Genomic DNA, 25,426 nt, shown 5'->3' on the forward strand with positions numbered 1-25,426 from the left:
GGGTTCTGTCCCCGGTCTGTTGGATTCGGATGCAGCTTATAGGGAACTGGCCTGGGGATTCACTTTTTCACCGGCTTCCAGCAGGTTCAGGGCATGAACATAGGCCTTGGCAGAAGCCACAATTACATCGGTATCCGCTCCATTGCCGTTAACTATACGGCCATCTCGGGCCAGGCGAACAGTGACTTCCCCCTGAGAGTCGGTGCCACTGGTAATGGCGCTGACATTATAAAGTTCCAGCTGTGCGCCGGAACGGGCAATGCTTTCAATGGCTTTGAAGGTAGCATCCACAGGGCCGTCACCGGTGCTGATGACTTCATTGTGTTCGCCGTTGACCGCCAGCACGACCCGGGCTTCCGGCATAGAACCCATACGGGAATCGGCGGACATATCATGGAGCTGGTAAACCTCGACCACATCCAGGCGGCTTTCGTTGACCAGGGCCTGCAGGTCATCGTCGTAGATATCCCGTTTCTTATCCGCCAGATCCTTGAACCTGCTGAAGGTGGTATTGAGTTCTTCCTGGGTTTCAAAAGTAATACCCAGTTCCTCCATACGGGTACGGAAAGCGTTGCGGCCAGAGAGTTTGCCCAGCACCATTTTGTTGGTGTTCCAGCCCACATCTTCAGCCTTCATGATTTCGTAGGTTTCCCGGTGCTTGAGTACGCCGTCCTGGTGAATACCCGACTCATGGGCAAAGGCGTTAGCGCCGACAATGGCTTTGTTGGGCTGAACCGGAAAGCCGGTAATGCTGGATACAAGACGGGAAGCGGGTACGATATGTTCGGTTTGGATACAGGTTTCCAGCCCAAGGCTGTCCTTACGGGTGCGCAGACCCATAACAATCTCTTCCAGTGAGGCGTTGCCCGCACGTTCCCCCAGGCCGTTGATAGTGCACTCCACCTGCCGTGCGCCATTCACCACCGCAGCCAGAGAGTTGGCCACCGCCAGGCCCAGGTCGTTATGGCAGTGCACCGAGAAAATGGCTTTGTCGGAGTTGGGGATACGGGTTAACAGCTGGTGGATGGTTTCACCAAATTCATGGGGCAGGGCGTAGCCGACAGTGTCAGGAATATTAATGGTGGACGCACCGGCATCAATGGTTTTTTCAATAATCCGGCACAGGAAATCCAGCTCGGAACGGCCAGCATCCTCACAGGAGAATTCCACATCACCGCACTGGTTACGGGCACGTTTAACGGCATGAACCGCCTGCTCAATAACCTGCTCTGGCTCCATCTGCAGCTTATGGCGCATATGGATGGGGGAGGTGGCAATAAATGTATGAATACGCCCGCTGGTGGCTGGTTCCAGGGCTTCGGCGGCCCGGTCAATATCCTTGTCCAGAGCCCGGGACAGGCTGCAGACGGTACTGTCCTTGATCTGGGTGGCGATAGCTTTGACTGACTTGAAATCACCGGGGCTGGCCATGGCGAACCCAGCTTCAATCACGTCAACCCGCAGTCGTTCAAGGACGCGGGCAATGCGCAGTTTTTCATCCCGGGTCATGGACGCTCCCGGGCTCTGTTCCCCATCTCTTAAGGTCGTATCAAAAATAACCACACGTTCACTGCTCATGAAGCCATGTCCTTGATTATTTATTGTGGATTTTTCTGTCTAATGTCTTTGCACTATATCGCTGCTATGAATCTTTTCCAATAATTGTCGTGTGTGCCACAGCCGTTGCGTGACAATTATTGAGCGGCGACAATGCGAGCATAGAAAACCCGCTACCAATAAAACAGGTGAGACAGGTATGGTGGTCAGGCAAATGTCCTTTGTGAAGTATCTATGCGCATTTCTTTTGGCCGGGGCGTTGGGAGGCTGTGCACTGAGACCGCAGAACATTACCCTTGCCCCTGAAGCAACCCTGCCGGAGCAGGCTATTGCTCTGAAAGGGCCGGTAACTGTGACCGTTTATGATGAGCGGATAACGCCCTGGCTGGGCACTCGCGGTGGGGTTTACAGCAGCAGTAACCGAATTGGCATTAAGAATAATCTTCAGGATGCGGTGCGGGCTGATGTGGAGCGGCTGCTGGTGGAGCTGGGCATGACACCCGGTGACTCTGCCAATGCTCCCCAGTTTCAGGTGTACGTGGATACTTTGGAATACCAGGTGCCGGAGGGGCATTATATTTCCCGGGTAAATCTGAAAGCGTCTCTGCGGGTCAGAGTTCAGGCAGGCGACCGTTCTTACCAGGGCAGTTATACAGCGAAAGACAATCGTCGGGTATTAAAGGCCCCCTCCGATGAAGAGAACGAAGCCATGATTAACGACATTCTGGGTAAAGCGATTGAGGGAGCTTTTGCTGACCCGGGTCTGATGCGGTTTATGGCACGGTTATAAATTGCGGGTTTGGCTCTTCAGGGCTATTGCAGTTATTGCTTGAATCCAGCAAGTTGGTCAAACCCTGTAAGTTCAAGTTCTACTGCGCTGATGACTGGATTTCAGCCCAGCGGGCGATTGTAGCTGCCCATTGTCTGCTATCGTTCAGGCAGGGGATCAGTTTCAGCTCTTCGCCACCATGGGCCTCAAAATCTTCTTTAGCCTGCATGCCAATTTCTTCGAGGGTTTCCAGGCAGTCCACGGTAAAGGCCGGGCAAATTACCAGAAGTTTTTTTACCCCCTTAGCCGCCAGTTCCCTGACAGTCTGGTCTGTGGCCGGTTCCAGCCATTTGGCTTTACCCAGTCGGGACTGGAACGCCAGGCTCCATTTATCTTCAGGAAGTTGGGCCTGTTCCACAAAAGCTTTGGTGGTGGCAAACACTTGGTGTCTGTAGCAGGTTTTATGGGCTTCAGACGGGCGGTTACAGCAGTCAGGTGTCAGACAGTGGTTGCCTGTCGGGTCATCCTTGCGGATATGCCTTTCAGGCACGCCGTGGTAGCTGAACAGCAGGTGATCCCACTCTCCGCTCTTCAGCACCTCCAGCCAGGGGGCAGCACTGTTGACCAGATTGCTGATGTACTCTTCGTGTTGATAAAACACCGGATGAACAGTCAGGCGCTGGGGCAGCTTGTGTTCATCCATAATTCTCCGGGCTTCCACCAGACAGGTTTTCACCGATGACATGGCGTAATGGGGGTAAAGAGGTAGCAGCAGGATTTCGTCGATACCTTCCATTTGGGAAATTTTCAACATCTCCTGTTCCATAGAAGGTTGCCCATAACGCATGGCAAGGGCGACAGGCAATTCGGTCTGCTGTGCCACCTGATCAGCCAGGGACTGGCTGATCACTTTGAGTGGTGAACCTTCAGTTCTCCAGATACTGGCATAGGCTTCCGCAGATTTGGCCGGGCGAACTGGCAGAACAAATGCGCTCACCAGTAACCGCCGCAGGGGCCAGGGCAGGTCGATAACGTGGGGGTCCATCAAAAACTGGTTCAGGTAACGGCGAACATCCTCAACGGAAGTGGAGTCCGGTGAGCCAAGATTAACCAGAAGTACCGCTCTGCCCTTCATGCGTATCCTTAGTTTTTATGAGTGGCTGTTTCAGTGGCTGCTTTTGGCGGAATACTCTGCAGAACAAAGTAGCCTACCACGGCAGAGAGGAAAGAGCCTACGAGTATACCGGCACGGTCGGCGATCAGGTATTCGGTTCCCACGTTTTCAAAGGCCAGGGAGCCGATAAACAGGCTCATGGTAAAGCCGATGCCACAGAGAATGGCTACGCCATATATATGTTGCCAGTTGGTATCGGTTGGCAATTTGGCGTAGCCAAGTTTGATGGTGACCCAGGTAAATAGGAAAACGCCAATCTGCTTACCAACAAAAAGACCAAGAATAACACCAAGGGGGCTTGGGTCCACCAGTCCCTGAACCTGAGCAACACTCAGGGCAACACCGGCGTTGGCAAAGGCAAATACCGGCAGGATAAAAAAGTTCACCCAGCCATGGAGTTTATGTTCCAGGTGCTTGAGGGGAGAATGTCCTTCATCGTCCAGGGCCCGCAGGGGAATGGTAAAGGCCAGGGCCACTCCAGCCAGGGTGGCGTGTACGCCGGACTTGAGTACACAGGTCCACATAATCACGCCCACAAGCATGTAAGGTCCGAGCCGGGTGACGCCAAAACGGTTCAGCAGAATCAACACCACGAGGCAGGCCGATGCCAGTGCAATGGAAATTGTGGACAGGTCTGAGGTGTAGAACAGAGCAATAATAATAATGGCACCAAGGTCGTCTATAATAGCCAGAGCCATCAGGAATATTTTTACCGCCGGGGGAACCCGGGAGCCCAGCAGGGCCAGAACCCCAAGGGAGAAGGCAATATCCGTGGCGGATGGAATGGCCCAGCCCTTGATAGCGATAGGGTTGTCATAGTTCAGGGCTACATAAACCAGCGCCGGGACCACCATTCCGCCAACGGCCGCGACGGAAGGCAGTACAACCTGGCTGCGGGTAGAAAGCTCTCCGGAGATAAATTCCCTTTTCACTTCCAGTCCGATCAACAGGAAGAACAGCGCCATCAGGCCATCATTAATCCACAGCAGCATGGGCTTGGAAATTTCCAGCGCACCAATGGCCACGGTAATCGGCACGGAGAGCAGCATGTCATAGAGGGTATTAAGGGGCGTGTTTGCAAACAGCATTGCCAGCGCTGCTGCACCAATCAGTAAAAAACCTACTGATGTATCTTTGTGCAGAAAATTCTGTATCGCGTTAACCATGTGGATAAAAACGTCCCGGTGACTGTAGAAATACGTTGTTCTATACAGGTAGTAAGAAGCTCTGCTTCGGTAGAGCCTTAGACCATATCAATAGCGGTTTCATTTTTGAAGGGAAACTGAAGTGAAAAGGCCTATCCGGTTTCAGCGCTGGTCACTCCGTATATCCCGTGAGCATTTATGTTCTTATATGGTGCAGTATGCATGCGAATGAGTTTGCTGGTTTTGTGCATGCCGAATTTATTGGTCAAAGATAGGGCGTGTGGATTTGTTTCGGGAATGTCGATAAAGAGAGGGAATCTCTCTGTATTAACCATTGCGGTTAGCAATAATTTCTCTGCTGTATGTGAGTCTTCGGCAAAAAGAGGGCCGATTTTGCTGCCCGTAAGACAGGGGCGAACAACGATATAACCGGCAAGCGTTCCGTTTTTTAATGCAGCCAGGGCGATGGCATCTGGTTGTGAACACCAGATGCTGAGAAAGGCTTCTCGACGGGCGGGAAAGAACTGGTTATCAAAGGTAGTAAGAGTTTCAGGGTCGATCTGTTCCAGGGGAATAATGGATATATGATCCTGGTTTTTCTTTTTCTGGGAACAGCTCTGCCGGCCAATATGGTGACGTACCACGGCAAAAGAGGGCTGAAAGCCGATACGGGAGTACATTTCGATATTTTGTGAAACACCGTCCAGGCCAATGCAACGGTTGTCGGCTATCTTGAGGCAACTGCGTGTTAATGTCATGCCCAGCCCCTGACCACGATACTTCTCAAGCATCATATACAGTCCGAAGAAGGCATAGAGATCGTCGTAGATCATTATAGAACCAAAGCCCGCTGTTTCTCCATCCTTATGAATGCAGAGAAGACCTGCAGGATTTACCGCGAGATAGGTGGCTGCGTCATGTCTCCCTGGGTTCCAGCCCTCTTTGGCGGCCAGGCTGATCATTATGACGGCCTCTTCCGGGGTGACAGGATGAATGGTGATGTGTGGATCGGATAGTGTGCCAGACATAGTTGTGAGGGTTTTCTGTTGGAGGTGGATTGGTGTCGTTTAATTCTCTATGACCATGGGTTTGCCGGCGACCCAGGTACGATAAATATTGCGGTCATCGCCAAGGGTCATCAGGACAAACAGTCGTTCTTCAAGGGTGCGGGTATTTTCCATACGTATTTTTTCCAGAGGCGTTGCGCTTGGCGACAGAACAATGAAGTCGGCTTCTTTGCCTGGGTCAAAGTTACCCAGTTTGTCTTCAAGGTTGAGAATGTGGGCATTGCCCATGGTGGCCATGTAAAAACCTTCATAAGGGGGCAGTCTGTCACCCTGCAGCCGCATCACCTTGTAGGCTTCGTTCAGGGTCTGGAGAATGCTGAAGCTGGTACCTGCGCCAACATCTGTGGCCAGGCCAACCCGCAGGTTGTGTTCCTGGGCTTTGCGCAAGCGGAACAGTCCGCTGCCCAGGAACATATTTGAGGTCGGGCAGAATACAATGCCGGAGCCAGTTTCTTCCATAACCCGGAAGTCTTCGTCATCCAAGTGGATGGCGTGGGCAAAGGTGCTGCGGGGGCCGGTCAGATTATAATAATGGTAAACATCAAGATAACTGCGACGTTCCGGGAACAATTCTTTTACCCAGGCGCATTCATCCAGATTTTCCGCCAGGTGGGTCTGCATGTGGCAGTTGGGATATTCTTCCTGCAAACGCTGAATCTGCTCCAGTTGTTCCCGGGTTGAAGTGGGAGCGAAGCGGGGCAGAAGAGCATAACTCTGGCGACCACGGTTGTGCCATGTTTCAATCAGGTTCCGGCACTGGGTGTAACAGCTTTTCGGAGTATCCAGCAGAGCATCCGGAGCGTTGCGATCCATAATCACCTTGCCGGCGATAAGACGCATGTTCAGCTGTTCAGCTTCTTCAAACAGGGCTTCGGCCGATTGGGGGTGCACAGTGCAGAATACCAGGGCGGTTGTTGTGCCATGACGTAACAGTGTCTGCAGGAAGATACTGGCCATATCCCGGGCATAGGATTTGTCCACGTACTTGGTTTCTGTGGGGAAAGTGTAGGTATTTAGCCACTCCATCAGCTGTTCACCGCAGGAGCCGATTATTTCCAATTGCGGGAAATGGATATGGGTATCGATAAAACCAGGCATAACCAGCCGGTTTCTGTAGTCGTGTATTTTTGTTGCGGGAGTAATCAGGTGCTGGCTATCAGCCCAGCGTCTCCGCCATTTGATATGGCCGTTTTCAATGAGCAGCAGGCCATCTTCGGTATAACGCAGGTGCTTATCAAGATCTTTCGGGTTGCTGACAATACTATCAAAATCCAGCAGATTACCGCGTATGGCGACGGACTGGACGGTGTCACTTATCATCAATGACTCTTTAATCTGCAGTCGTTAACAGAGAAACCCGGATACTGGGCTTTTCCCAGGAATTGTCAGTGTAGTTGTGCGTTTAAGGCGTTGCTGGACCTTATTTAATAAGTACTCATCAATACCATGTGAGCCTGGTGTCTTGTTATTAACCAGGCGTTATTGGCCAGGATTTTCGGCAAGGTAAGCCTCGGGAGTATCTATATCCCGGGTGATTTCGGGGAAGGTCACTGAAACATGAATACAGTTCTTTCTTAGCAGCTGTTTCATGGAACCGGTACGATCTGCATTTAACAGTTCCGGGATCATCGTGGCAGGTACTAATACCGGGTGGCCATGCTGGCCGTTAAAAGCAGGAAAAACTGCACTCTGGCCTCGGGATTGCCAGACCCGGGAAAAAATGTCCCTGTGCAAAAACGGCATATCGCCGTGGGTGATAAAGGCAAAATCAGAAGTGACTTCCGCTAAACCACACAAAACGGAGCTGGTCAGGCCCTGTTGGTAGTCCGGGTTGTACACCAGGCAGATATCTTCCCGGTTCCGGTAACGTTCAGCCAGCTCCTCGCCCCTGTAGCCGGTGACCAGTATCACCCTCCGACAGAAGGACAGGGCGTTGTGGAGGCTGTGATCAAGAATTGTCCGCAGCCCGAGGGTCTGGTCGCCCAGGGGCAATTGCATCTTCCATTGCCCCATCCGTGATGACAGACCCGCAGCCAGCACTACACAGTCTGTATTCGGGCTGCTGCCAGCAGCCTCAGAATCTGCAGAAGGGGAATGCCGCTGGATATCCATAAATTAACTCTTTCATTCTGGTCTTAATTGCTGAGTTCTGTCTCTGGTGTCAGTGCAGGAACGCATTATCGCCCTCATCGGAGCCAGTGGAAAGACTACCCTGATCGGTGAGAAAGCCCATTTGAAGTAATTCCTATTAAGGAGTATCCGTGAATGGCGCTCCTTTCCCGCATCCTGTAAGCTGCATCGCCGCCTGCGGGTGGGTAAACTCTTTTTATGTAAAACAGGCGACATGACTTTATGAGCTTTGCTTCCCTGGGCTTATCTCTCCCCATAGTTAAAGCGGTTGAAGAAAAAGGTTATACAACCCCTTCACCCATCCAGGCTCAGGCGATACCGGCAGTTTTGCAAGGTAAGGATGTTATGGCCGCAGCCCAGACGGGGACCGGTAAAACCGCTGGCTTTACCCTGCCTCTGCTGGAAATTCTGTCCAGGGGGCAAAAGGCAAAAGGCAACAGTGCCCGTGCTCTGGTTCTGACACCAACCCGGGAACTGGCGATCCAGGTGGGCGAAAGTGTGCACGCTTATGGTGAACATATGCCGCTGACTTCCGCTGTCGTTTATGGCGGAGTAAAGATTAATCCCCAGATGATGCGACTGCGCCGGGGAGCGGATGTACTTGTCGCAACACCGGGGCGCTTGATCGATCTGTATAACCAGAATGCGGTGAATTTTAAAAAGCTGGAAGTGCTGGTGCTGGATGAAGCGGATCGCATGCTGGATATGGGCTTTATCCACGATATTCGCAGAATTCTTACCCTTCTGCCGAAGAAACGCCAGAACCTGATGTTTTCCGCCACCTTCTCTGACGACATTCGCAGCCTGGCCAAAACCATTGTCCATGACCCTGTTGAGATTTCTGTTACCCCCCGCAATGCGGCGGCCAAAACGGTGAAGCAGTGGGTTTACCCAGTAGATAAGAAAAAAAAACCAGCCATGCTGATGAAGCTGATTACCAGTAACCGCTGGGAGCAGGTTCTGGTTTTCTGCAAAACCAAGCATGGTGCCAACAAGCTGGCTCGTTACCTGGATGGATATGGCATTTCTGCGGCGGCTATCCACGGTAATAAAAGCCAGGGAGCACGAACACGGGCGCTGGCAGATTTTAAAAGTGGTGGAGTCAATGTTCTGGTGGCCACGGATATTGCCGCCCGTGGCCTGGATATAGACCAGTTACCCCAGGTGGTGAACTTTGACCTGCCCCAGGTCGCTGAGGATTATGTCCACCGTATTGGCAGAACAGGCCGTGCCGGAGCAACGGGAACAGCCATTTCTCTTGTATGTGCCGATGAGTTTAAACTGTTGTCTGATATAGAGCGACTTACCAAAAAGCTGCTGGAGCGTCGTTTGATGGATGGTTTTGAGCCTGTTCATATTGTTCCGGAATCCCGCCTTGATTTACGGCCAGTTAAGCCTAAAAAGCCTAAGAAACCCACGCCCGGACACAGGGATAGTCAGCGCTCAGGCAGCCAGAAAAAAGCCGGTTTTTCTCCCAAACCCCGATCAAAACCTGCGAGGAGCAAAAACTCTGGTGCTGGCAGAACCCGCCGTTCAAGCTGACGATATGTGTCTTCTGGAAGACTTACCCCTCGCTCTTATATCAGCTTTATACAGCCTGTTTGCTCTGAAGAATTATTGTCGCCAGTGACGAAATAATAATTCCGGGGATAACAATATCGGGAATGGATACTTTGTCGATAAACAACAGCAGAAGGGCAATTGCTGCCGGATTCAGGTAAACATAAGCCATGACCCGGTTGGGGCCGAGTGAAACCGTTGTTTTCTGGAACAGGGAAGACGTAACAAGTGTTGCAGCCACAATAAGGTAGGACATATTGTAGAAGGCTTCACTCTGGATCATATGCCAGTTCAGAGGCAGGCCTGTCACTAAGAGAGCAAGGGACATCCACAGTGAACCCCCAGTGAGAATACAGAAAACCAGTACAGTCATTGGGTCGTTTCTGTACAGGAACTTCATCCCCACGGAGTAGCAACACATAGCCATGGCCCCGACCAGGAATATAAAGTCCCCGTCGTTCAGGTTGAAGGACATCATATCTCCGATATCACCACTGAATATGACCCAGGCTGTTCCTGCTGCGCCGATGATATAGACCGTCACCTGTTTCAGGTTAATGCTCTGTCGAAAGGCGATCAGGCTCAGAATGGCGGTGGTAAAAGGTACCAGAGTGTACAGCGTACCTGTATTCAGGGCCGTTGTTGTTTTTAAGGCTTCAAACAGGCAGATAAAGAACAGAGCATAAAACAGGCTGATAACCAAGGCTCTGGGCATGGTTGGCAATATCCGGTTGCGCCAGTCTTTTTTGTACAAAACCAGGGGCATAAGAAGCAATGCAGCGCCAACAAAACGCAGCAGTGTCAGAGAGATTGGGTTAATAATGCCCGCGAGCCTGTCTGACGCGAGGAAGGAACCAGCCACCAGAACAGTTGCCAGAAGAACCAGAAGGTGGCTTTTCAGGTAGTGTGTTTGTAACAAAACTGTCTTTATTCGTATTCTATTTTGGTGAGTGATCCACTTTCTTTCAGGAAGGGGGGCAGGTCAAGGGAAAGATAGAAAAAAGCGCTGCTGCTACACTGTAACGGTTTCCGTGATGTAAACGGTGATAGTGGTTATGTCCACAGCCTCCCCTGTGGCGACTGCCGGCCAGTCCCGCAGAACAATTATGGAACGGGTGGGGACCAGTATTCCTGATCCGGTGATTATCTTCATCACGCTTTTTATTCTTTGCACTCTGTTTTCTTCTGCTCTGTCCGGTACGTCTTTCTCAACGCCAGGAGCCGATGGCGAAGAGGTTCAGCACAGTATCCGCAATATGCTCTCTTACGACGGTATCCGCTGGATATTTGATAATGCCCTGCTGCAGAACTGGCTGGCATTCGGCCATGGGGTATTGGGAGTCATCCTCGTGGTAATGCTGGGTGTAGGGGTGGCTGAAGAGAGTGGACTGCTGGTTACGCTGATTAAGAGAATAGGGCTGCGCCTGAGTGAGCGCTGGCTGCCTATGCTGCTGGTGTTTCTGGGAATCATCAGTAGCCTTGCCAGTGATGCGGGCTACCTGATTCTGGTGCCCCTGGCTGGAATGTTGTATGCGGGCGTGGGGAAACACCCTCTGGTGGGTATGACGGCGGCATTTGCCGGTGTGTCCGCGGGCTTTAGCGCCAACATTATTCCCGCTACACCCATTGATGTGCTGATTGGCATGAATGCCAGGATTTTTGCAGAAACCCAGGGGATCCCCTTTGCCCGCGCGGACGGCACGCCTTTAACACCGGCGACCATGCATTACTGGTTCATTTTTTTATCCACTTTTCTTCTGACAGTTGCCGGTGGTCTGGTCACGGTATTGATTGTGGGGCCAAGGTTGGCGAAAAAGCCCTGGCAGACTTTCGATAACGGGGAAAGTAAGAAAGCGTTTGAGTTTTCTAATCGGGATAATACCGGCTTGTGCTGGGCGCTTGCCGGCCTGTTCATTGGAATTGCAATGATTCTCTGGCTGATTGCCGGCCCCCTGGCTTCCTATTATGAGCCGGGTGGGCGGAAAGTAGTACCCTGGCTGGATAATGTGATTCTGTTGATTGCGCTGGTATTTGGCATTACTGGCCTGTTTTTTGGTGCGGGTACTGGCCGGTTTTTCAGCCCGGACGATGTGGTCAGGGCTATGGCCCGGCAGATGAATAATATGGGATATATTCTGGTTCTGACGTTTTTCTGTTACAACTTTTTGTCGCTGTTGTCCTATAGCGGAATGGGAATCTGGATTACCTGGCTGGGTGCCAGCGCCCTGCAGGCGTTGGGGTTGCAGTCCTGCCCCGTCTTGTTACTGTTGCTGGGGTTTGTGCTGACAACGGCGATGATAAATCTTTTTGTAGGTGGATTGACGTCTAAATGGATGCTGATGGGGCCAGTTTTTGTGCCCATATTGTACCAGGTAAATAGTGCTATGACGCCGGATATTGTTGCCGCTGCTTTTCGTGTTGCTGACTCTTCCACTAATATCGTAACACCAATGATGGCTTATGCGGGTGTTGTGCTGTCGTTTATGCGCAGATACAGCCCGAGCCTGTCGCCGGGTGACCTGATCGCCATAATGTGGCCCTATGCAGTCGTGTATCTGTTGCTTTGGTCCGGGCTGCTGGTGTTGTTTTTCACTATGGGCTGGCCATTCGGGTTTTAGCGTTTCAAACTTCTGCAACAAATTCAAAAGTATCTCCCAGGAAATGGGAGCGGCTGTACTCTACGGGAACATTGTTAGCCAGAAGCCCCCGGCGTTCCATCACAATCACCGGGCTTCCGGGTGCAATATTCAGGTAATCCGCATAGTTTTTTTCCAGGGCAACAGCGCGCAGTTTCTGGATAGCCTTCACTGGACGACACCCGGCTTTTGCCAGGGCTTCGTACAGAGAGCCGGTCACTTCAAAGGGGGTGTCCAGGTATTTGCGGGGAACGACGGCGTATTCCAGGGCCACCGGGGTCTCGTCCGCCATTCTTACCCGAAACATCCTGACGACTTCTGAACCATTGGGAAGTTCCAGGCGGGCCTGCTCATCTTTATTGGCCAGGCCTATGCCCCGTTCAATCCAGAGGGAATCGGGGTGTTTGTCGACGGACTCAATGACTTCAGAAAAACTGTTGAGACGATCCAGTTTATGAACCATCCTTTCTGCCACAAAGGTACCGGCTCCCTGTCGCTGGGTCAGCAGCCCCTCTGTGACCAGTTCGCTGATGGCTCTCTTTACCGTGACCCGGGAGACTTTCATGTACTGGGCAATTTCCCGTTCAGCGGGCAGGGCCGCTCCCTTCTGGAGAGTGTTGTTGGTGATGGCCTGCTGAATCAGGCTTTGCAATTGCATATACAGAGGTGTGGCGTTGTCTTTCAGGGAGTCAGGTTCTCCGAAAATGCGCTTTGTCAGACTGCCCAGGGAGAGACTCTGAGAGCTGAAGGCTGTGGAGGAACTTTCATGGTCGGTAAGGCTCTCAGAGGTATCTTGACTGGTAATCATGGCAATTAATTGATGGTGCTTAAACTGTTTAGGAACGCCGGCTGTTGAGGAGCATTGACCACACTGGGAATGTTCCTGTATTGGTATTGGTTGAATAATATCAATTTTTACTGGGTATTCTGTTTTATCCCTTAACAGAGGGGCTGAAATGTCCGCATCTGTTGATATTTGTCAATTGGACCACTGGAAGAATGTGTCGTCAGGGTGCATGACGCAACCATTATAGGTATTATCCTGCGCAGAATTTTCCCGTGAGTGTGATTTTCCTGATTTTTTCGACATGACCATCCATACTGATTCGGCCTTTAGCTTTGGAGAGAAGCTTTGGCGAACCAGACGGCAGGCAGAGTCAGGGCAGTAAACGACTGGAGACGACTGATGACCAAGATCGTAGAAATCCGTGGCCGTGAGGTCCTTGATTCCCGTGGTAACCCGACTGTAGAGGCGGACGTTAAGCTGGAAAACGGCCACTGGGGCCGGGCCTGCGCCCCTTCCGGCGCGTCTACCGGTTCCCGTGAAGCTCTGGAACTCCGTGACGGCGACAAGTCACGCTACCTGGGCAAGGGCGTTCTGAAAGCCGTTGGCTTTATCAACGGGCCTCTTCGTGAAGCCCTGATCGGCTTTGATGCGGCTGACCAGCGTGGCCTGGACAGCAAGATGATTGATCTGGACGGCACTGAGAACAAGAGCCAGTTCGGTGCGAACGCTATTTTGGCTATCTCCCTGGCGGCCGCCAAGGCTGCTGCGAATGCCAAGAACATTCCCCTGTACCAGCATATTGCTGACCTGAACGGTACTTCCGGTCAGTTCAGCATGCCTGTTCCCATGATGAATATCCTCAACGGCGGTGAGCACGCCGACAATAACGTGGATATCCAGGAGTTTATGGTACAGCCCGTTGGTGCCAAGACTTTCGGTGAAGCCCTGCGAATTGGCGCGGAAATCTTCCACAACCTGAAAAAGGTTCTATCTGCCAAAGGCCTGAACACCGCTGTTGGTGATGAAGGTGGTTTTGCCCCTAATCTGGCGTCTAACGCTGATGCTCTGGCTGTTATCAAGGAAGCTGTTGAAAATGCCGGTTACAAGCTGGGCACTGATGTGACCCTGGCCCTGGACTGCGCCGCTTCCGAGTTCTACGAGAACGGTGAGTACAACCTGAAGGGTGAAGGCAAGGTTTTTAACGCCAACGCGTTTTCCGATTATCTGGCCAGGCTGACCGAAGAGTATCCGATTATCTCTATTGAAGATGGTCTGGATGAATCTGACTGGGATGGCTTCGCTTACCAGACCAGGCTTCTGGGGGACAAGATCCAGATTGTTGGTGATGACCTGTTCGTAACCAACACCAAAATTCTGAAGGAAGGTATTGATAAGGGTATTGCCAACTCTATCCTGATCAAGCTGAACCAGATTGGTACTCTGTCCGAAACCCTGGACGCGATCAAAATGGCCAAGGATGCAGGTTATACGGCGGTTATCTCCCATCGTTCCGGTGAAACCGAAGACGCCACTATCGCTGACCTGGCTGTAGGTACTGCGGCTGGCCAGATCAAGACTGGTTCCCTGTGCCGTTCCGACCGTGTTGCCAAGTACAACCAGCTGCTGCGTATTGAGGAAAAGCTGGGTGCCAAGGCTCCCTACCGTGGCATGAGCGAGTTCAAGTAAGCATTACGCTTTATTTGAGTTCTCTTTATTAAAAAGCCGTTGCCTTTTTCGGGGTGGCGGCTGTTTTTTGTATGGTATATCTGCCAATTGTGTTAACTGTTTTTAAATTTGTTCACGCGGTCTAGCAACTGCCTGTCTTTAATCTGCCCGGAAATATTTTTTCTCAGACTTTTGTCGGGAATCATCACCAGTAGCATTTTTTCCGTAATCATATTGGCCTGGGTCGGGTTTTTGCTGATCATGTTCAGCCGCCCGGGAAAACGCCCTTTGATCATAAACTGGTCCTGAAGGCTCATGCTGCTTTTTACTGGCGCGGATATAAGATGATCCCAAAGCTTCACCAGCTCAGGGATAGTTTTGGCTTCAGTGACCTGTTGCAGCAGGGCTTTGGGAGAGAGAGGCAGAGGGCTGGTCTGCGCCGTGTGGGATTTGCTCTTTTTCCCGGCTTTTTCCCCGGGGGTGTGAGTTGGCACAGGAGGGAGGTCGGCAAGTTTCTCCATTGCTTTGTTTTCCTGCCGGAGTTGCTTCAGACCTTGTGGAATGGAAGAAGCATAAACCTGGGTTGGACGAGGTATTTTGACAGCAACGGTTGATGGTGACAGGAACGCTGTCTTTCGGTTCGATATAGGTTTGCCTGATGTTGTTTGGCTTTTGCTGGTACGCAGTAACAAACGGGACAAAAGGTTTGTATAGCTTTTCCCCCGAGAAGATGTGACCTTCTTGCCTTTGAACCGGCCCGGATTTTGTGTGTTATCACCTTGTAATGAATGGTTGTGATGGGTTACAGGGTGTGTGGGACCTGCCCGGCCGGGTCCTTCCATTGAAATTTCCTCTTCATTTTCATTCAGTATAAGTAAATAAGCTGTCAGTGCTGGGGTTGTGAATTGGTATTGGTCTTGATGCGCATCAATAGAAAATGTGTACCAATGTAATACCATTACTTCACCGGACTGGTCCGCAGGTTTCTCCGAATAAATACGGAAATCCGGAAGGGCTGGTGGCTCACGACTACACTAACCGCTGGCTGGTCATTGAGTGGCTTTGGCTGGTGGTAGATAGGTAGATAATAGATGTAGATAGATAGGTAGATAGGTAGATAGGTAGATAGATAGATAGGTAGATAGATAGATAGGTAGATAGATAGGTAGATAGATAGGTAGGTAGATAGATAGATAGATAGGTAGATAGATAGGTAGATAATAGATGTAGATAGATAAAGCGTGGCGAGAGCCAGCTGATGAATTCTATGGAAATGCCGATTTCTGATGATTAGACCGTTATTGTTTCAGTCGCCAGAGGAGAAGGGCAGGCCGGAGCCTCTAGTGAGCAGGGCAGTCCCAGAGTCATAGCGTGTCAATACTGTACCGGGTCCGTGGAGCGGACCCGCAATGAACGAACTGGATAGTGAGAGTTTGAAAATGATCCGTATCGCCATTAATGGTTATGGCCGCATTGGCCGGAATGTTCTGCGCGCCCTGTACGAGAGCGGAAGAACCAGCGAATTCAAGATTGTTGCGATTAATGATCTGGGTGACGCCAGAATCAATACTCACCTGACCAGGTACGATACCGTACACGGACGTTTCGATGCTCAGGTAGAAGCTGGCGACGGCGCGTTGTTCGTGAATGGTGATGAGATTAAGGTTTTGTCTGAGCGTAACCCCGCTTCCCTACCCTGGTCTGACCTGAAAGTCGATGTGGTGTTTGAATGTACCGGCGTGTTCCGCACCAAGGAGGCTTGCCAGGCCCATCTGGACGCTGGAGCGAGCAAGGTTATTATTTCCGCTCCCGGCCAGCAGGTCGATGGTACAGTGGTGTTTGGCGTGAACGAAGACACCATTACCAAAGATATGACCGTGATCTCCAACGCATCCTGCACCACGAACTGCCTGGCGCCTATCGCCAAGCCCCTGAATGATGCGCTGGGTATCACTTCAGGTATGATGACCACTATTCATGCTTATACCAACGATCAGGTGCTGACTGACGTTTATCATACTGACCTGTACCGTGCCCGCGCGGCGGCTTTGAATATGATTCCCACCAAAACCGGTGCTGCTGCCGCTGTAGGACTGGTTGTTCCTGAGCTGAAAGGCAAGTTTGACGGTATGGCCGTTCGTGTGCCGACAGCTAACGTATCATTGGTAGACTTGAGCTTTATTGCCAGTCGGGATACCACCGTTGAAGAGGTGAACGAGATTATTGCCGCCGCCGCTGTGTCCAGCGACGCTATGAAAAAAGTGCTGGCAATTAATACCCAGCCGCTGGTATCCATGGACTTTAACCACAGCGCCTTCTCATCCAACTTTGACGCAACCCAGACCCGTGTACAGGGTCGCCTGGTAAAAGTTATGAGCTGGTATGATAACGAGTGGGGCTTCTCCTGCCGTATGCTGGATACCGCCAGGGCTCTGATGAACACCTGACAGTTTTACCTGAGTTATGCTGTAAGCAACATCCAAGGTTGATGTGATGAAGGGGGAGAGATGGTTTATCCATGCTTTCCCCCTCTTTTTATTTAAGGGAATATCAGTATGGGGAAAGTTGCTTCCCCTATACTGACATTCCCCTGCCAAACCGTCCTTCCGGAACAGTATTATGTTGAGACGTACAAAGATTGTTGCCACCCTCGGACCTGCCAGTGAATCCCGCGAAGCTCTGGAAAAACTGGTTGCAGCCGGAGTTGATGTGGTGCGAATGAACTTTTCCCATGGCGAGCCGGAAGATCATATCAACAGAGCAAATCTGGTAAGGGAGATAGCGGCTGAGCAGAAGCGCAATGTGGCTATTCTCGGGGACCTGCAGGGGCCGAAGATTCGCATCGCACGCTTTAAAGAAGGCAAAGTGAATCTGGTTCCAGGTGAATTCTTCACCCTGGATGCGGATCTTGAACGGGATGAAGGAACCAGCCGTTCTGTAGGCATTGCCTATAAAGGGCTGCCCAATGATTGTAAACCCGGTGATGTGTTGTTACTGGATGATGGGAGATTAAGCCTGCAGGTAGAAAGTATTGATGGCCCGCAGATTCGCTGCAAAGTACTGACTGGGGGCATTCTCTCTAATAATAAAGGGATAAACCTTCAGGGAGGCGGACTCTCCGCTCCTGCGCTGACTGATAAAGATAAGACTGATATTAAAACGGCTGCGGCTATTAATGTGGATTATCTCGCAGTTTCTTTTGTGCGCTGCAAGGAAGATCTTGATGAGGCTCGCAAGCTGATGGAGATAGCCGGTGGTCATGCGGCAATTCTCTCGAAAATTGAGCGTGCAGAAGTTGTTAATGATCTGAGTAAGCTGGAAGAGGTGATTGCTGCCTCCGATGCCATTATGGTTGCCAGGGGAGACTTGGGTGTAGAGATTGGTGATGCCGAACTGGTGGGCGTACAGAAGAATATGATTCAGATGGCTCGTAAGTTGAATCGCCCGGTAATTACAGCTACTCAAATGATGGAATCAATGATCGAAAACTCTCTGCCAACCCGGGCCGAAGTTTTTGATGTGGCCAATGCGGTGCTTGATGGTACGGATGCAGTGATGCTCTCCGCAGAAACGGCAACTGGCCATTGTCCTCACGGAGTGGTTGAAGCTATGGTACGTATTACCAAGGGAGCGGAGATGAATCCGGTGGCGAAGGTATCCCAGCACCGGATTGATATGATATTTGAACGCACGGATGAAACCATTGCTATGGCGGCTATGTATGCTGCGAATCACCAGTCTGGAGTGAAGGCCATTATCTGCCTGAGTAAATCGGGTCAGACTGCGCTGTGGATGTCACGTATTAATTCTGCGCTTCCTATTTTTGCTTTGAGCCGGAGGGAGGGCATTGGACGCAGGTTGGCGCTGTATCGGGGGGTGCATTGTCTGCCGTTTGATATTGCCAGTGACAGCCCTGATGTTGAAGAGAAAGCTTTGGCCAAGGTGGTAGAAACTGGAGAGCTGAAGAAAGGTGACAAGGTGCTGCTGACTAAGGGGAGTAGTCAGGGGAATACAAATGTTTTGCAGATTCTGACGGTGTAGAGCAGTATTTTTTGCCTCATTTAAGCACGGTTTTATTCCGTGCTTATAGCTTATTCTTCCGGTAAAATCCCCCTCTATATTTTTATGACTCTTGTGTTTTTCTATTGCCGATATCATAAGAAACTGGCTGCAAGGGACAATTTTAACAAATGAGATTTTTGCTTTTCAGTGAGGGTGTGAGCTGAAGGGCGGTAGCGTGATAGGGAAATGTCATGAGGGGGCAGGGGGCACAATCTTCCATGACTCAGGCACTTGCTATGTTTTGGTATCGCACAAACGCGCGAACGATTGGAGAGCTGCTTTTCAGCGAGAGTATGAGCTGAAAATTATACAGTATGGTTGACGAATGAAGATTGCTATAGCGGGAACAGGTTACGTAGGGCTTTCCAACGCCATGCTGTTGGCTCAGCATAATGAGGTTGTTGCTCTTGATATTGTGGAAGAAAAAGTTGCATTGCTTAACAATAAGCAATCACCAATTGCAGATGCTGAAATAGAAGAATTTCTTGAAAGTAAAGAACTGAATTTTCGTGCAACACTTGATAAGCAGAATGCATATGAGAAAGCGGATTTTATAATAATCGCTACGCCAACGGACTATGACCCAGAGACAAACTATTTTAATACAAAAAGTGTTGAGTCAGTTATTCAAGATGTGCTGAGTATTAACCCTGATGCGGTGATGGTGATAAAATCAACTGTGCCAGTAGGGTTTACACAACAAATCAAAGAAAAATTTTGCTGTGAAAATATAATATTTTCTCCTGAGTTCCTTCGTGAAGGAAAAGCTCTGCATGACAATCTCTATCCTTCCAGGGTTATTGTCGGAGAGAAAACCGATCGAGCAAGACAGTTCGCAAATTTACTGATTAAAGGCGCTGTAAAAACGAGCATTCCCGTGCTCTTTACCAATAGTACTGAAGCAGAGGCCGTTAAGTTATTCTCAAATACATATCTTGCTTTGCGAGTGGCTTACTTCAATGAATTGGACACTTATGCTGCTACTCACGGCCTAGATTCACAGCAGATTATAGAAGGGGTCGGTCTGGATCCCCGTATTGGCAGTCACTACAACAACCCATCCTTCGGTTATGGGGGGTACTGCCTGCCCAAAGATACCAAGCAGCTACTGGCAAACTATCGAGATGTACCACAAAATTTAATCCAGGCCGTCGTAGAGGCGAATACAACGCGCAAAGATTTTATTGCCGATTCAGTAATTCGCATGAATCCAAAGGTTGTAGGTATATATCGCCTTGTTATGAAATCAGGCTCGGACAATTTCCGTGCTTCATCTATACAGGGCATCATGAAACGAATTAAAGCCAAGGGAATAGATGTGGTTATTTATGAACCGGTACTTGATGATGCTGAATTCTTTCACTCTGAAGTAGTTAACGACATTGATAATTTTAAGCAGCAGGCTGATCTGATTATTGCTAATAGAAAAACACCGGAACTCGAAGATGTCGAAGTTAAGGTTTTTACCCGGGATCTGTTTGGCTGTGACTCGTAAACTAAAAAGCGGTATGAATTTACAAAGTCAGCAAGGAAAATATTCATGAAAGTGCTTGTTACAGGCGCAGCCGGTTTTATCGGCTCTGCACTCGTACTTCGCCTACTGGATCGTGGCGACACTGTTATTGGGCTTGATAACCATAACGATTACTATGATCCAGCAATAAAAGAAGCTCGTCTGGCACGCTTCGCTGATCATCCAGGCTATACACATCTGCGCATTGATCTTGCTGATCGCAAAGCGATAGAAGAATGCTTCCAGTCCCATAAACCGCAACGTGTTGTAAACCTCGCTGCTCAAGCTGGTGTGCGTTACTCCATAGAAAACCCGCTAGCCTATATTGACAGTAATATCGTTGGCTTTGCGCACATCCTTGAGGGTTGCCGCCATAACGACGTCGAGCATTTGGTTTATGCCAGTAGCTCAAGTGTTTATGGTGCCAACACGGCCATCCCTTTCTCTATCCATCAAAACGTTGATCACCCACTCAGTCTTTACGCTGCCAGCAAAAAATCTAATGAGTTAATGGCGCATACCTATAGCCATCTTTACAATTTACCCACTACTGGATTGCGATTTTTTACTGTTTACGGTCCCTGGGGGCGCCCAGATATGGCGTTGTTCAAATTCACCAAGGCTATTCTGGCAGGTGAACCGATAGACGTTTTTAACTATGGCAAACATCGTCGAGACTTCACTTATATCGACGATATTGTTGAAGGCGTGATACGCGTGTTGGATAAACCTGCGTCCAATAACCCAGACTGGAACAGCAATCAGCCTGACCCAGGAACCAGCAAGGCTCCCTGGCGTGTATACAATATCGGAAATAATCAACCCGTTGAGCTTATGAAATATATTGGTGCACTGGAGAAAGCGCTGGGGAAAAAAACTGAGATGAATCTCCTTCCATTGCAGCCTGGTGATGTGCCAGATACCTGGGCCAATGTTGATGACCTTTTCAAACAGCTCCACTATCAGCCAAATACACCAGTGGAACAAGGTGTGGCCACGTTTGTGTCATGGTTCAAACAGTACTATCGATTGTGAATTTTTTGATCACGAAGAAGTCAGGATCAAGGATTTTAAAAGATCAAGTTTTGCTTGAATCCAGCTTAAGCTGACTTCAGAAAAGAGTATAAGAATTGAACAAGCATTTGAAAAATATTCAGCTCGCAGTCATAGGGTTAGGTTATGTTGGATTGCCTCTCGCAGTTGAGTTTGGGCGATACAGGCCTGTTATTGGATTCGATATCAATCAGAAACGAATTGACGAGCTTAAGTCAGGCAACGATATAACACTGGAAACCACAACTCAAGATTTGCAGGCTGCGAAGCATCTGGTCTATGCCACTGATATTAATGACCTGAGCTCCTGTAACTGTTATATCGTTACTGTCCCCACGCCAATAGACGAACATAAACGTCCAAATTTAACTCCATTGATCAAAGCTACTGAAATAGTAGGTAAGGTGCTCAAGGAAGGGGATATCGTAATATACGAGTCTACCGTTTATCCAGGAGCTACAGAAGAAGATTGCGTACCTGTACTGGAGGAGCAGTCTGGTCTCAAGTACAACCAGGGTTTCTTCTGTGGTTACAGTCCAGAACGCATTAATCCCGGTGACAAGGAGCACCGCATAACTACCATTAAAAAGGTCACATCAGGCTCGACCCCTGAAATTGCCGAACTTATTGATGCACTGTACAGCGAAATCATCACTGTTGGGACGCATAAGGCGGAGAGTATAAAAGTAGCCGAGGCAGCAAAAGTCATTGAAAACACTCAGCGTGATCTCAATATCGCGCTTATCAACGAGTTGGCTATCATTTTCAACAAAATGGGTATCGACACTGAAGCTGTTCTTAATGCCGCTGGTAGTAAATGGAATTTTCTACCTTTTCGGCCAGGCTTAGTGGGTGGTCACTGTATTGGTGTTGACCCGTATTACCTAACCCACAAAGCCCAGGCCATTGGGCATCACTCAGAAATCATCTTGGCAGGTCGACGCTTGAACGATGGTATGGGTGCTTATGCAGTATCGCAGTTGATTAAAGCTATGATGAAGCGGCGCATTCAGGTTGAAGGTGCGCGTGTGCTCGTCATGGGGCTCGCTTTCAAGGAAAACTGCCCCGACCTGCGAAATACCCGTGTGGTTGATATCATTGCTGAATTACAAGACTACAACTGCAAGGTCGATATTTATGACCCCTGGGTGGATGTTGAGGAGGCTCAGAATGAGTATGGAGTCTTTCCGCTCACATCTCTACCCGCATGTTTAGAAGGAGAGGATGAGGGATACGACGCTATCCTCATATCTGTTGCTCACCAACAATTCAAGGAAATGGACTCCGCTGCCATTCACGCTCTAGGCAAGCCGGTGCACGTACTGTATGACCTTAAGTACGTTTTTGGAGCAAATGAATCGGATTTAAGATTGTAACCGTGAACAGTTACGAAATACTACAAAATGTAAAGCGTATCGAACCTCGAACCTTGATGTTTACCGTTAATTGTAGAATCAATTGTTGCATCTACACAGATGATTCTAACTGGTCCACAAAATGGTGGGTGAGGTAGTAACCGATCATGGAATCTGAGTCTTTTTTGAAATCAATTGCTTCGTCCGTGCTCTGGAAAGGGGTTGATCGATTAGCAGGATTTGCAAAACATCTTGTCATTGCTGCTGCTATTGGCTTGAGCGCCCAGCTTGATGTTTTTTACATGGGAGTTGCTTTCCTTGGAGTGTTGGTGTTTTCTTGGGCGGGCATGATTGATGTAGTTGCCGTCCCTAGTATGGTTCGTGCGAGTCAGGAAAACCAGCATGAAAATTTCCGTTACATTGCTTCGGGAATGTTCACTCTTACTCTGGTGGGGTCACTTCTACTTGCTATCTTCTTGTATTTCGGCAGGTATGGTGTTGCAGCAACTGCCATTGGTTTCGAGCAGGAGCGCCGTCAACTACTAGCCGAAGCAATACCCTGGTTGATTCCCGTTATTCTGTTTTATATTCCATTGCGATTGATGGGGGCGGTGTTACGCGCAATACGCAATTTTTCACCATTCTATCAGGCTGAGGCTCTTACGGCTCTTGCGGTGCTTGTTTGTGTTTGGCTTTATAAAGAAGACAGCCACGTTTTGCTCTGGTCATTCAGTGTAGGTGTTACTGCGTCTTTTCTATTTCTTCTATATAAAACACGGCGGTTTATTTTTCCACTCGGTAACCCCTTCTCTCCATATGTACGTAATGCATTGAACATGGCTCCAGGGCTTTTTATTTTGCAGGGAGCGCATTATGTTTATGTGCTGGTAGACAGGATGTTTGTTTCGTTCTTACCTGAAGGTGCTATCGCAGCATTAGCTTATGGCTTTACCCTGATCAGTTTGTTTCCCGTATTAATTTCCCTGAGCGGTTCATTTATAACAGTATTTGCAGAGCAAAATGAAATCAGTAAAAAGAATGTGCGACTGAATGACCTTATATCTATAGTTATTTACCTCGGAGTAGGCTCCACAACTTTTATGCTCATCGCTGGGCAGAGCATGGTTCAGGTGATGTTGGAGCGAGGGTTATTTACAGTGGCTGATACGGCGAGAGTTACTGAAGCAATTATCGCTTACGCTTGGATGATTTTACCCCTGTTTTTAATTGGTTCGTTGGATCAGGTTTTTCAGGTAGAGAAAAAAGTTGGCTTGATGGTGCGGCGAACAGTATTGGGATTGGTCACGAATGTCATTCTTAACATATGGTTTTTATTTGGTTTGGAGTGGGGGTTATTCGGGGTGGCGATGGCCACATCGATCAGTTATTGGGTAATGATGATGACCGGATTGATCAGTACAAAGCAGATAGGTTTTGCTATCGAATATGGTAGGCATTTCCGGTGGTTGGGCTGGAACGCAGCAGGGTTATTATTAATGTTATCTGTTTTCAATGGTTTGCCTATTAGTGTGCAGTTGGGCATTCCCTCCCTCCTTCTTGCAGCTTTTATGATTGGTGGAACAATGCTTTGTATAGGGTTGGCTTATCACGGATATGAGCAAAGTTTGATCAAAGCAACTATGAAACGCATTGTTCGACTTGGAGCTCATACATGAATCCTGCTGTTTCTATTATTACGCCTACATATAATAGGGGGCATTTGCTTCCACGAGTTTGGAAAAGCCTACGTGAGCAAACTGAGCGGGATTTTCAGTGGATCATCGTTGATGATGGATCGACCGATAACACTCGACAGGTTGTCGATGGCTTTGCTGACCCACGTATTACTTACATCTGGCAGAACAATACCGGTGTTAACGGTGCACGTAATTGTGGTGACAAAAAAATCAAAGCCGATTATGTAATTTATCTGGACAGTGATGATGAGCTCTTCAAAGAAGATACCTTAAAAGAGATGTTGGATGAGATCAGAGAAACTCGCCCTGAAATTGCTTGGGTGGCATTTACTGTGGCCGATAGCGAGGGAAAAGCAGGCTTGTATCACTTACTTGCCGATCGCCTTGAAACCGATTATCTGGATCATGTGTGCGGGCAAAAAATTTGGGGTGAATTTTTCCCAATTTACCGGAGTGATGTTATAGGGATTTCTGCATGGCCAACCTACAATGGCCTTGAAGCTTTGCGCCACTGGCGAATTCTCAAACATCGAACAGCCCTAATGATTAACCGGCCAGCCCTAATGATTAACCGGCCAGCTCGTATCTACCACACCCAAAGTGGTGATAACCTGACGGGGGCTCATTCCACTATCCATCGAGCCGCTAGTATGGCAGCAGCGACTGAAGAATTGATTTCCGAGCACCAATCCACATGGTTGGAACATTGCCCCTGTCAACTGGGGAAATATCGATTCTACAGGGGAATGTATCTGGCTTTATCGGCTACTGGCTACCGAGCCATTCCGGATTTGTTTTTGGCATTTCGATATGGAAAGAGCGTAATAAAAACCAAATCCGTATTTCTATTGTTAGCATTAGTTCTACCCATACAAATCAGAAAATGGATTTTCTTGAAACGGATAAATTGATGAGAAAACAAGGCGAACAATTTATCCCGCAGGTGCAGATAGAGACAGAGTCTTACCGATAACGCCTGGGCTTAACAAAAGATGATCGAAGCCTCTTTGGCAATTCGTGACGATAACACATCGTACTTTACTTCCCCTGATGAGTTTGATGCCGTCTATATGCCTTATTGGGGAAAGATGCCGATATCTCTTGCCATAGTACCATTTTCTGTACCTGAGCACCGTGGCAGGAGTTTTGATAACAGCTTTCCGCCTGATGTAGAAGTACCACTAGGAGAAAATAAACTCCTGATTTAGGAGAAAATAAACTCCTGATTGAGTGTAACTGCTCATATTTAACTGGCC

21 protein-coding genes are annotated in these 25,426 nt (G+C 49.2%); 12 read left to right on the forward strand and 9 right to left on the reverse strand.

Annotated elements, in window-relative coordinates:
* Window positions 1-36: 36 nt before the first annotated feature.
* Window positions 37-1,578 carry a 2-isopropylmalate synthase gene (locus ACY2RQ_RS16195; RefSeq protein ID WP_490114031.1) on the reverse strand — a complete coding sequence of 514 codons (1,542 nt, stop codon included), beginning with the start codon at window positions 1,576-1,578 and terminating at the stop codon, window positions 37-39.
* 178 nt (window positions 1,579-1,756) lie between these two features.
* On the opposite strand from ACY2RQ_RS16195, the gene ACY2RQ_RS16200 reads away from it, so the two are divergent.
* Window positions 1,757-2,347 carry a YajG family lipoprotein gene (locus ACY2RQ_RS16200; protein ID WP_490114032.1) on the forward strand — a complete coding sequence of 197 codons (591 nt, stop codon included), beginning with the start codon at window positions 1,757-1,759 and terminating at the stop codon, window positions 2,345-2,347.
* Window positions 2,348-2,426: 79 nt separating this feature from the next.
* Here ACY2RQ_RS16200 and hemH read toward each other — a convergent pair whose 3' ends face one another.
* The 5 genes from hemH to ACY2RQ_RS16225 form a co-directional block, all read right to left on the reverse strand.
* Window positions 2,427-3,461: a ferrochelatase gene (gene hemH / locus ACY2RQ_RS16205; RefSeq protein ID WP_490114033.1), complete on the reverse strand. Its 1,035-nt coding sequence runs from the start codon at window positions 3,459-3,461 to the stop codon at window positions 2,427-2,429.
* Window positions 3,462-3,469: 8 nt separating this feature from the next.
* Entirely contained in the window at window positions 3,470-4,666 is a 1,197-nt protein-coding gene (nhaA, locus tag ACY2RQ_RS16210) for a Na+/H+ antiporter NhaA (protein WP_490114034.1), read from the reverse strand.
* 131 nt (window positions 4,667-4,797) lie between these two features.
* Entirely contained in the window at window positions 4,798-5,673 is an 876-nt protein-coding gene (locus tag ACY2RQ_RS16215; protein WP_490114035.1) for a GNAT family N-acetyltransferase, read from the reverse strand.
* Between the two features lie 39 nt (window positions 5,674-5,712).
* Entirely contained in the window at window positions 5,713-7,032 is a 1,320-nt protein-coding gene (guaD, locus tag ACY2RQ_RS16220; RefSeq protein ID WP_490114036.1) for a guanine deaminase, read from the reverse strand.
* Window positions 7,033-7,191: 159 nt separating this feature from the next.
* On the reverse strand, window positions 7,192-7,824 hold the full coding sequence (locus ACY2RQ_RS16225; RefSeq protein ID WP_490114037.1) for an NTP transferase domain-containing protein: 633 nt from the start codon (window positions 7,822-7,824) through the stop codon (window positions 7,192-7,194).
* Between the two features lie 240 nt (window positions 7,825-8,064).
* On the opposite strand from ACY2RQ_RS16225, the gene ACY2RQ_RS16230 reads away from it, so the two are divergent.
* Window positions 8,065-9,384 carry a DEAD/DEAH box helicase gene (locus ACY2RQ_RS16230; RefSeq protein WP_490114038.1) on the forward strand — a complete coding sequence of 440 codons (1,320 nt, stop codon included), beginning with the start codon at window positions 8,065-8,067 and terminating at the stop codon, window positions 9,382-9,384.
* 46 nt (window positions 9,385-9,430) lie between these two features.
* Here ACY2RQ_RS16230 and ACY2RQ_RS16235 read toward each other — a convergent pair whose 3' ends face one another.
* Complete coding sequence (locus tag ACY2RQ_RS16235; RefSeq protein ID WP_490114039.1) at window positions 9,431-10,321, reverse strand: DMT family transporter; 891 nt, start codon at window positions 10,319-10,321, stop codon at window positions 9,431-9,433.
* A gap of 136 nt (window positions 10,322-10,457) precedes the next feature.
* Between ACY2RQ_RS16235 and ACY2RQ_RS16240 the strand changes: the two genes are divergently transcribed.
* A complete protein-coding gene (locus ACY2RQ_RS16240) occupies window positions 10,458-12,020 on the forward strand; it encodes an AbgT family transporter (RefSeq protein ID WP_490114040.1) in 1,563 nt (520 codons plus the stop codon).
* A gap of 4 nt (window positions 12,021-12,024) precedes the next feature.
* Here the strand turns inward: ACY2RQ_RS16240 and ACY2RQ_RS16245 are convergent, their stop codons facing one another.
* Window positions 12,025-12,846 carry a GntR family transcriptional regulator gene (locus tag ACY2RQ_RS16245; protein ID WP_490114041.1) on the reverse strand — a complete coding sequence of 274 codons (822 nt, stop codon included), beginning with the start codon at window positions 12,844-12,846 and terminating at the stop codon, window positions 12,025-12,027.
* Window positions 12,847-13,224: 378 nt separating this feature from the next.
* On the opposite strand from ACY2RQ_RS16245, the gene eno reads away from it, so the two are divergent.
* Window positions 13,225-14,511, forward strand: a complete 1,287-nt coding sequence (eno, locus tag ACY2RQ_RS16250; protein WP_490114042.1) for a phosphopyruvate hydratase — start codon at window positions 13,225-13,227, stop codon at window positions 14,509-14,511.
* A 92-nt stretch (window positions 14,512-14,603) separates the two neighbouring features.
* Here the strand turns inward: eno and ACY2RQ_RS16255 are convergent, their stop codons facing one another.
* A complete protein-coding gene (locus tag ACY2RQ_RS16255; protein ID WP_490114043.1) occupies window positions 14,604-15,011 on the reverse strand; it encodes a hypothetical protein in 408 nt (135 codons plus the stop codon).
* Window positions 15,012-15,899: 888 nt separating this feature from the next.
* Between ACY2RQ_RS16255 and gap the strand changes: the two genes are divergently transcribed.
* The 8 genes from gap (at window position 15,900) to ACY2RQ_RS16295 (ending at window position 25,378) form a co-directional block, all read left to right on the forward strand.
* Entirely contained in the window at window positions 15,900-16,937 is a 1,038-nt protein-coding gene (gap, locus tag ACY2RQ_RS16260; RefSeq protein WP_490114044.1) for a type I glyceraldehyde-3-phosphate dehydrogenase, read from the forward strand.
* A gap of 172 nt (window positions 16,938-17,109) precedes the next feature.
* Entirely contained in the window at window positions 17,110-18,531 is a 1,422-nt protein-coding gene (gene pyk, locus ACY2RQ_RS16265; protein WP_490114045.1) for a pyruvate kinase, read from the forward strand.
* A gap of 346 nt (window positions 18,532-18,877) precedes the next feature.
* A complete protein-coding gene (locus tag ACY2RQ_RS16270; RefSeq protein WP_490114046.1) occupies window positions 18,878-20,047 on the forward strand; it encodes a nucleotide sugar dehydrogenase in 1,170 nt (389 codons plus the stop codon).
* 45 nt (window positions 20,048-20,092) lie between these two features.
* Window positions 20,093-21,100, forward strand: coding sequence for an NAD-dependent epimerase (locus tag ACY2RQ_RS16275; protein WP_490114047.1), 1,008 nt, complete (start codon window positions 20,093-20,095; stop codon window positions 21,098-21,100).
* Between the two features lie 107 nt (window positions 21,101-21,207).
* A complete protein-coding gene (gene tviB, locus ACY2RQ_RS16280; RefSeq protein ID WP_490114048.1) occupies window positions 21,208-22,494 on the forward strand; it encodes a Vi polysaccharide biosynthesis UDP-N-acetylglucosamine C-6 dehydrogenase TviB in 1,287 nt (428 codons plus the stop codon).
* Between the two features lie 146 nt (window positions 22,495-22,640).
* Entirely contained in the window at window positions 22,641-24,149 is a 1,509-nt protein-coding gene (gene murJ / locus ACY2RQ_RS16285; RefSeq protein ID WP_490114049.1) for a murein biosynthesis integral membrane protein MurJ, read from the forward strand.
* Window positions 24,146-25,081 carry a glycosyltransferase family 2 protein gene (locus tag ACY2RQ_RS16290; protein WP_490114050.1) on the forward strand — a complete coding sequence of 312 codons (936 nt, stop codon included), beginning with the start codon at window positions 24,146-24,148 and terminating at the stop codon, window positions 25,079-25,081. The genes murJ and ACY2RQ_RS16290 overlap by 4 nt, the downstream gene beginning before the upstream one ends.
* 81 nt (window positions 25,082-25,162) lie before the next feature.
* Window positions 25,163-25,378, forward strand: a complete 216-nt coding sequence (locus tag ACY2RQ_RS16295) for a hypothetical protein (protein WP_490114051.1) — start codon at window positions 25,163-25,165, stop codon at window positions 25,376-25,378.
* Window positions 25,379-25,426 lie beyond the last annotated feature (48 nt).

The organism is Parendozoicomonas sp. 209JJ7-1 (assembly GCF_058147085.1).

What these genes read in the sequence shown, in the direction of transcription:
- ACY2RQ_RS16195 (WP_490114031.1), bottom strand. Translation starts at nt 1,578, where the DNA reads ATGAGCAGTGAACGTGTGGTTATTTTTGATACGACCTTAAGAGATGGG.
- ACY2RQ_RS16200 (WP_490114032.1), top strand. Translation starts at nt 1,757, where the DNA reads ATGGTGGTCAGGCAAATGTCCTTTGTGAAGTATCTATGCGCATTTCTT.
- hemH (WP_490114033.1), bottom strand. Translation starts at nt 3,461, where the DNA reads ATGAAGGGCAGAGCGGTACTTCTGGTTAATCTTGGCTCACCGGACTCC.
- nhaA (WP_490114034.1), bottom strand. Translation starts at nt 4,666, where the DNA reads ATGGTTAACGCGATACAGAATTTTCTGCACAAAGATACATCAGTAGGT.
- ACY2RQ_RS16215 (WP_490114035.1), bottom strand. Translation starts at nt 5,673, where the DNA reads ATGTCTGGCACACTATCCGATCCACACATCACCATTCATCCTGTCACC.
- guaD (WP_490114036.1), bottom strand. Translation starts at nt 7,032, where the DNA reads ATGATAAGTGACACCGTCCAGTCCGTCGCCATACGCGGTAATCTGCTG.
- ACY2RQ_RS16225 (WP_490114037.1), bottom strand. Translation starts at nt 7,824, where the DNA reads ATGGATATCCAGCGGCATTCCCCTTCTGCAGATTCTGAGGCTGCTGGC.
- ACY2RQ_RS16230 (WP_490114038.1), top strand. Translation starts at nt 8,065, where the DNA reads ATGAGCTTTGCTTCCCTGGGCTTATCTCTCCCCATAGTTAAAGCGGTT.
- ACY2RQ_RS16240 (WP_490114040.1), top strand. Translation starts at nt 10,458, where the DNA reads ATGTCCACAGCCTCCCCTGTGGCGACTGCCGGCCAGTCCCGCAGAACA.
- ACY2RQ_RS16245 (WP_490114041.1), bottom strand. Translation starts at nt 12,846, where the DNA reads ATGATTACCAGTCAAGATACCTCTGAGAGCCTTACCGACCATGAAAGT.
- eno (WP_490114042.1), top strand. Translation starts at nt 13,225, where the DNA reads ATGACCAAGATCGTAGAAATCCGTGGCCGTGAGGTCCTTGATTCCCGT.
- ACY2RQ_RS16255 (WP_490114043.1), bottom strand. Translation starts at nt 15,011, where the DNA reads ATGGAGAAACTTGCCGACCTCCCTCCTGTGCCAACTCACACCCCCGGG.
- gap (WP_490114044.1), top strand. Translation starts at nt 15,900, where the DNA reads ATGAACGAACTGGATAGTGAGAGTTTGAAAATGATCCGTATCGCCATT.
- pyk (WP_490114045.1), top strand. Translation starts at nt 17,110, where the DNA reads ATGTTGAGACGTACAAAGATTGTTGCCACCCTCGGACCTGCCAGTGAA.
- ACY2RQ_RS16270 (WP_490114046.1), top strand. Translation starts at nt 18,878, where the DNA reads ATGAAGATTGCTATAGCGGGAACAGGTTACGTAGGGCTTTCCAACGCC.
- ACY2RQ_RS16275 (WP_490114047.1), top strand. Translation starts at nt 20,093, where the DNA reads ATGAAAGTGCTTGTTACAGGCGCAGCCGGTTTTATCGGCTCTGCACTC.
- murJ (WP_490114049.1), top strand. Translation starts at nt 22,641, where the DNA reads ATGGAATCTGAGTCTTTTTTGAAATCAATTGCTTCGTCCGTGCTCTGG.
- ACY2RQ_RS16290 (WP_490114050.1), top strand. Translation starts at nt 24,146, where the DNA reads ATGAATCCTGCTGTTTCTATTATTACGCCTACATATAATAGGGGGCAT.
- ACY2RQ_RS16295 (WP_490114051.1), top strand. Translation starts at nt 25,163, where the DNA reads ATGATCGAAGCCTCTTTGGCAATTCGTGACGATAACACATCGTACTTT.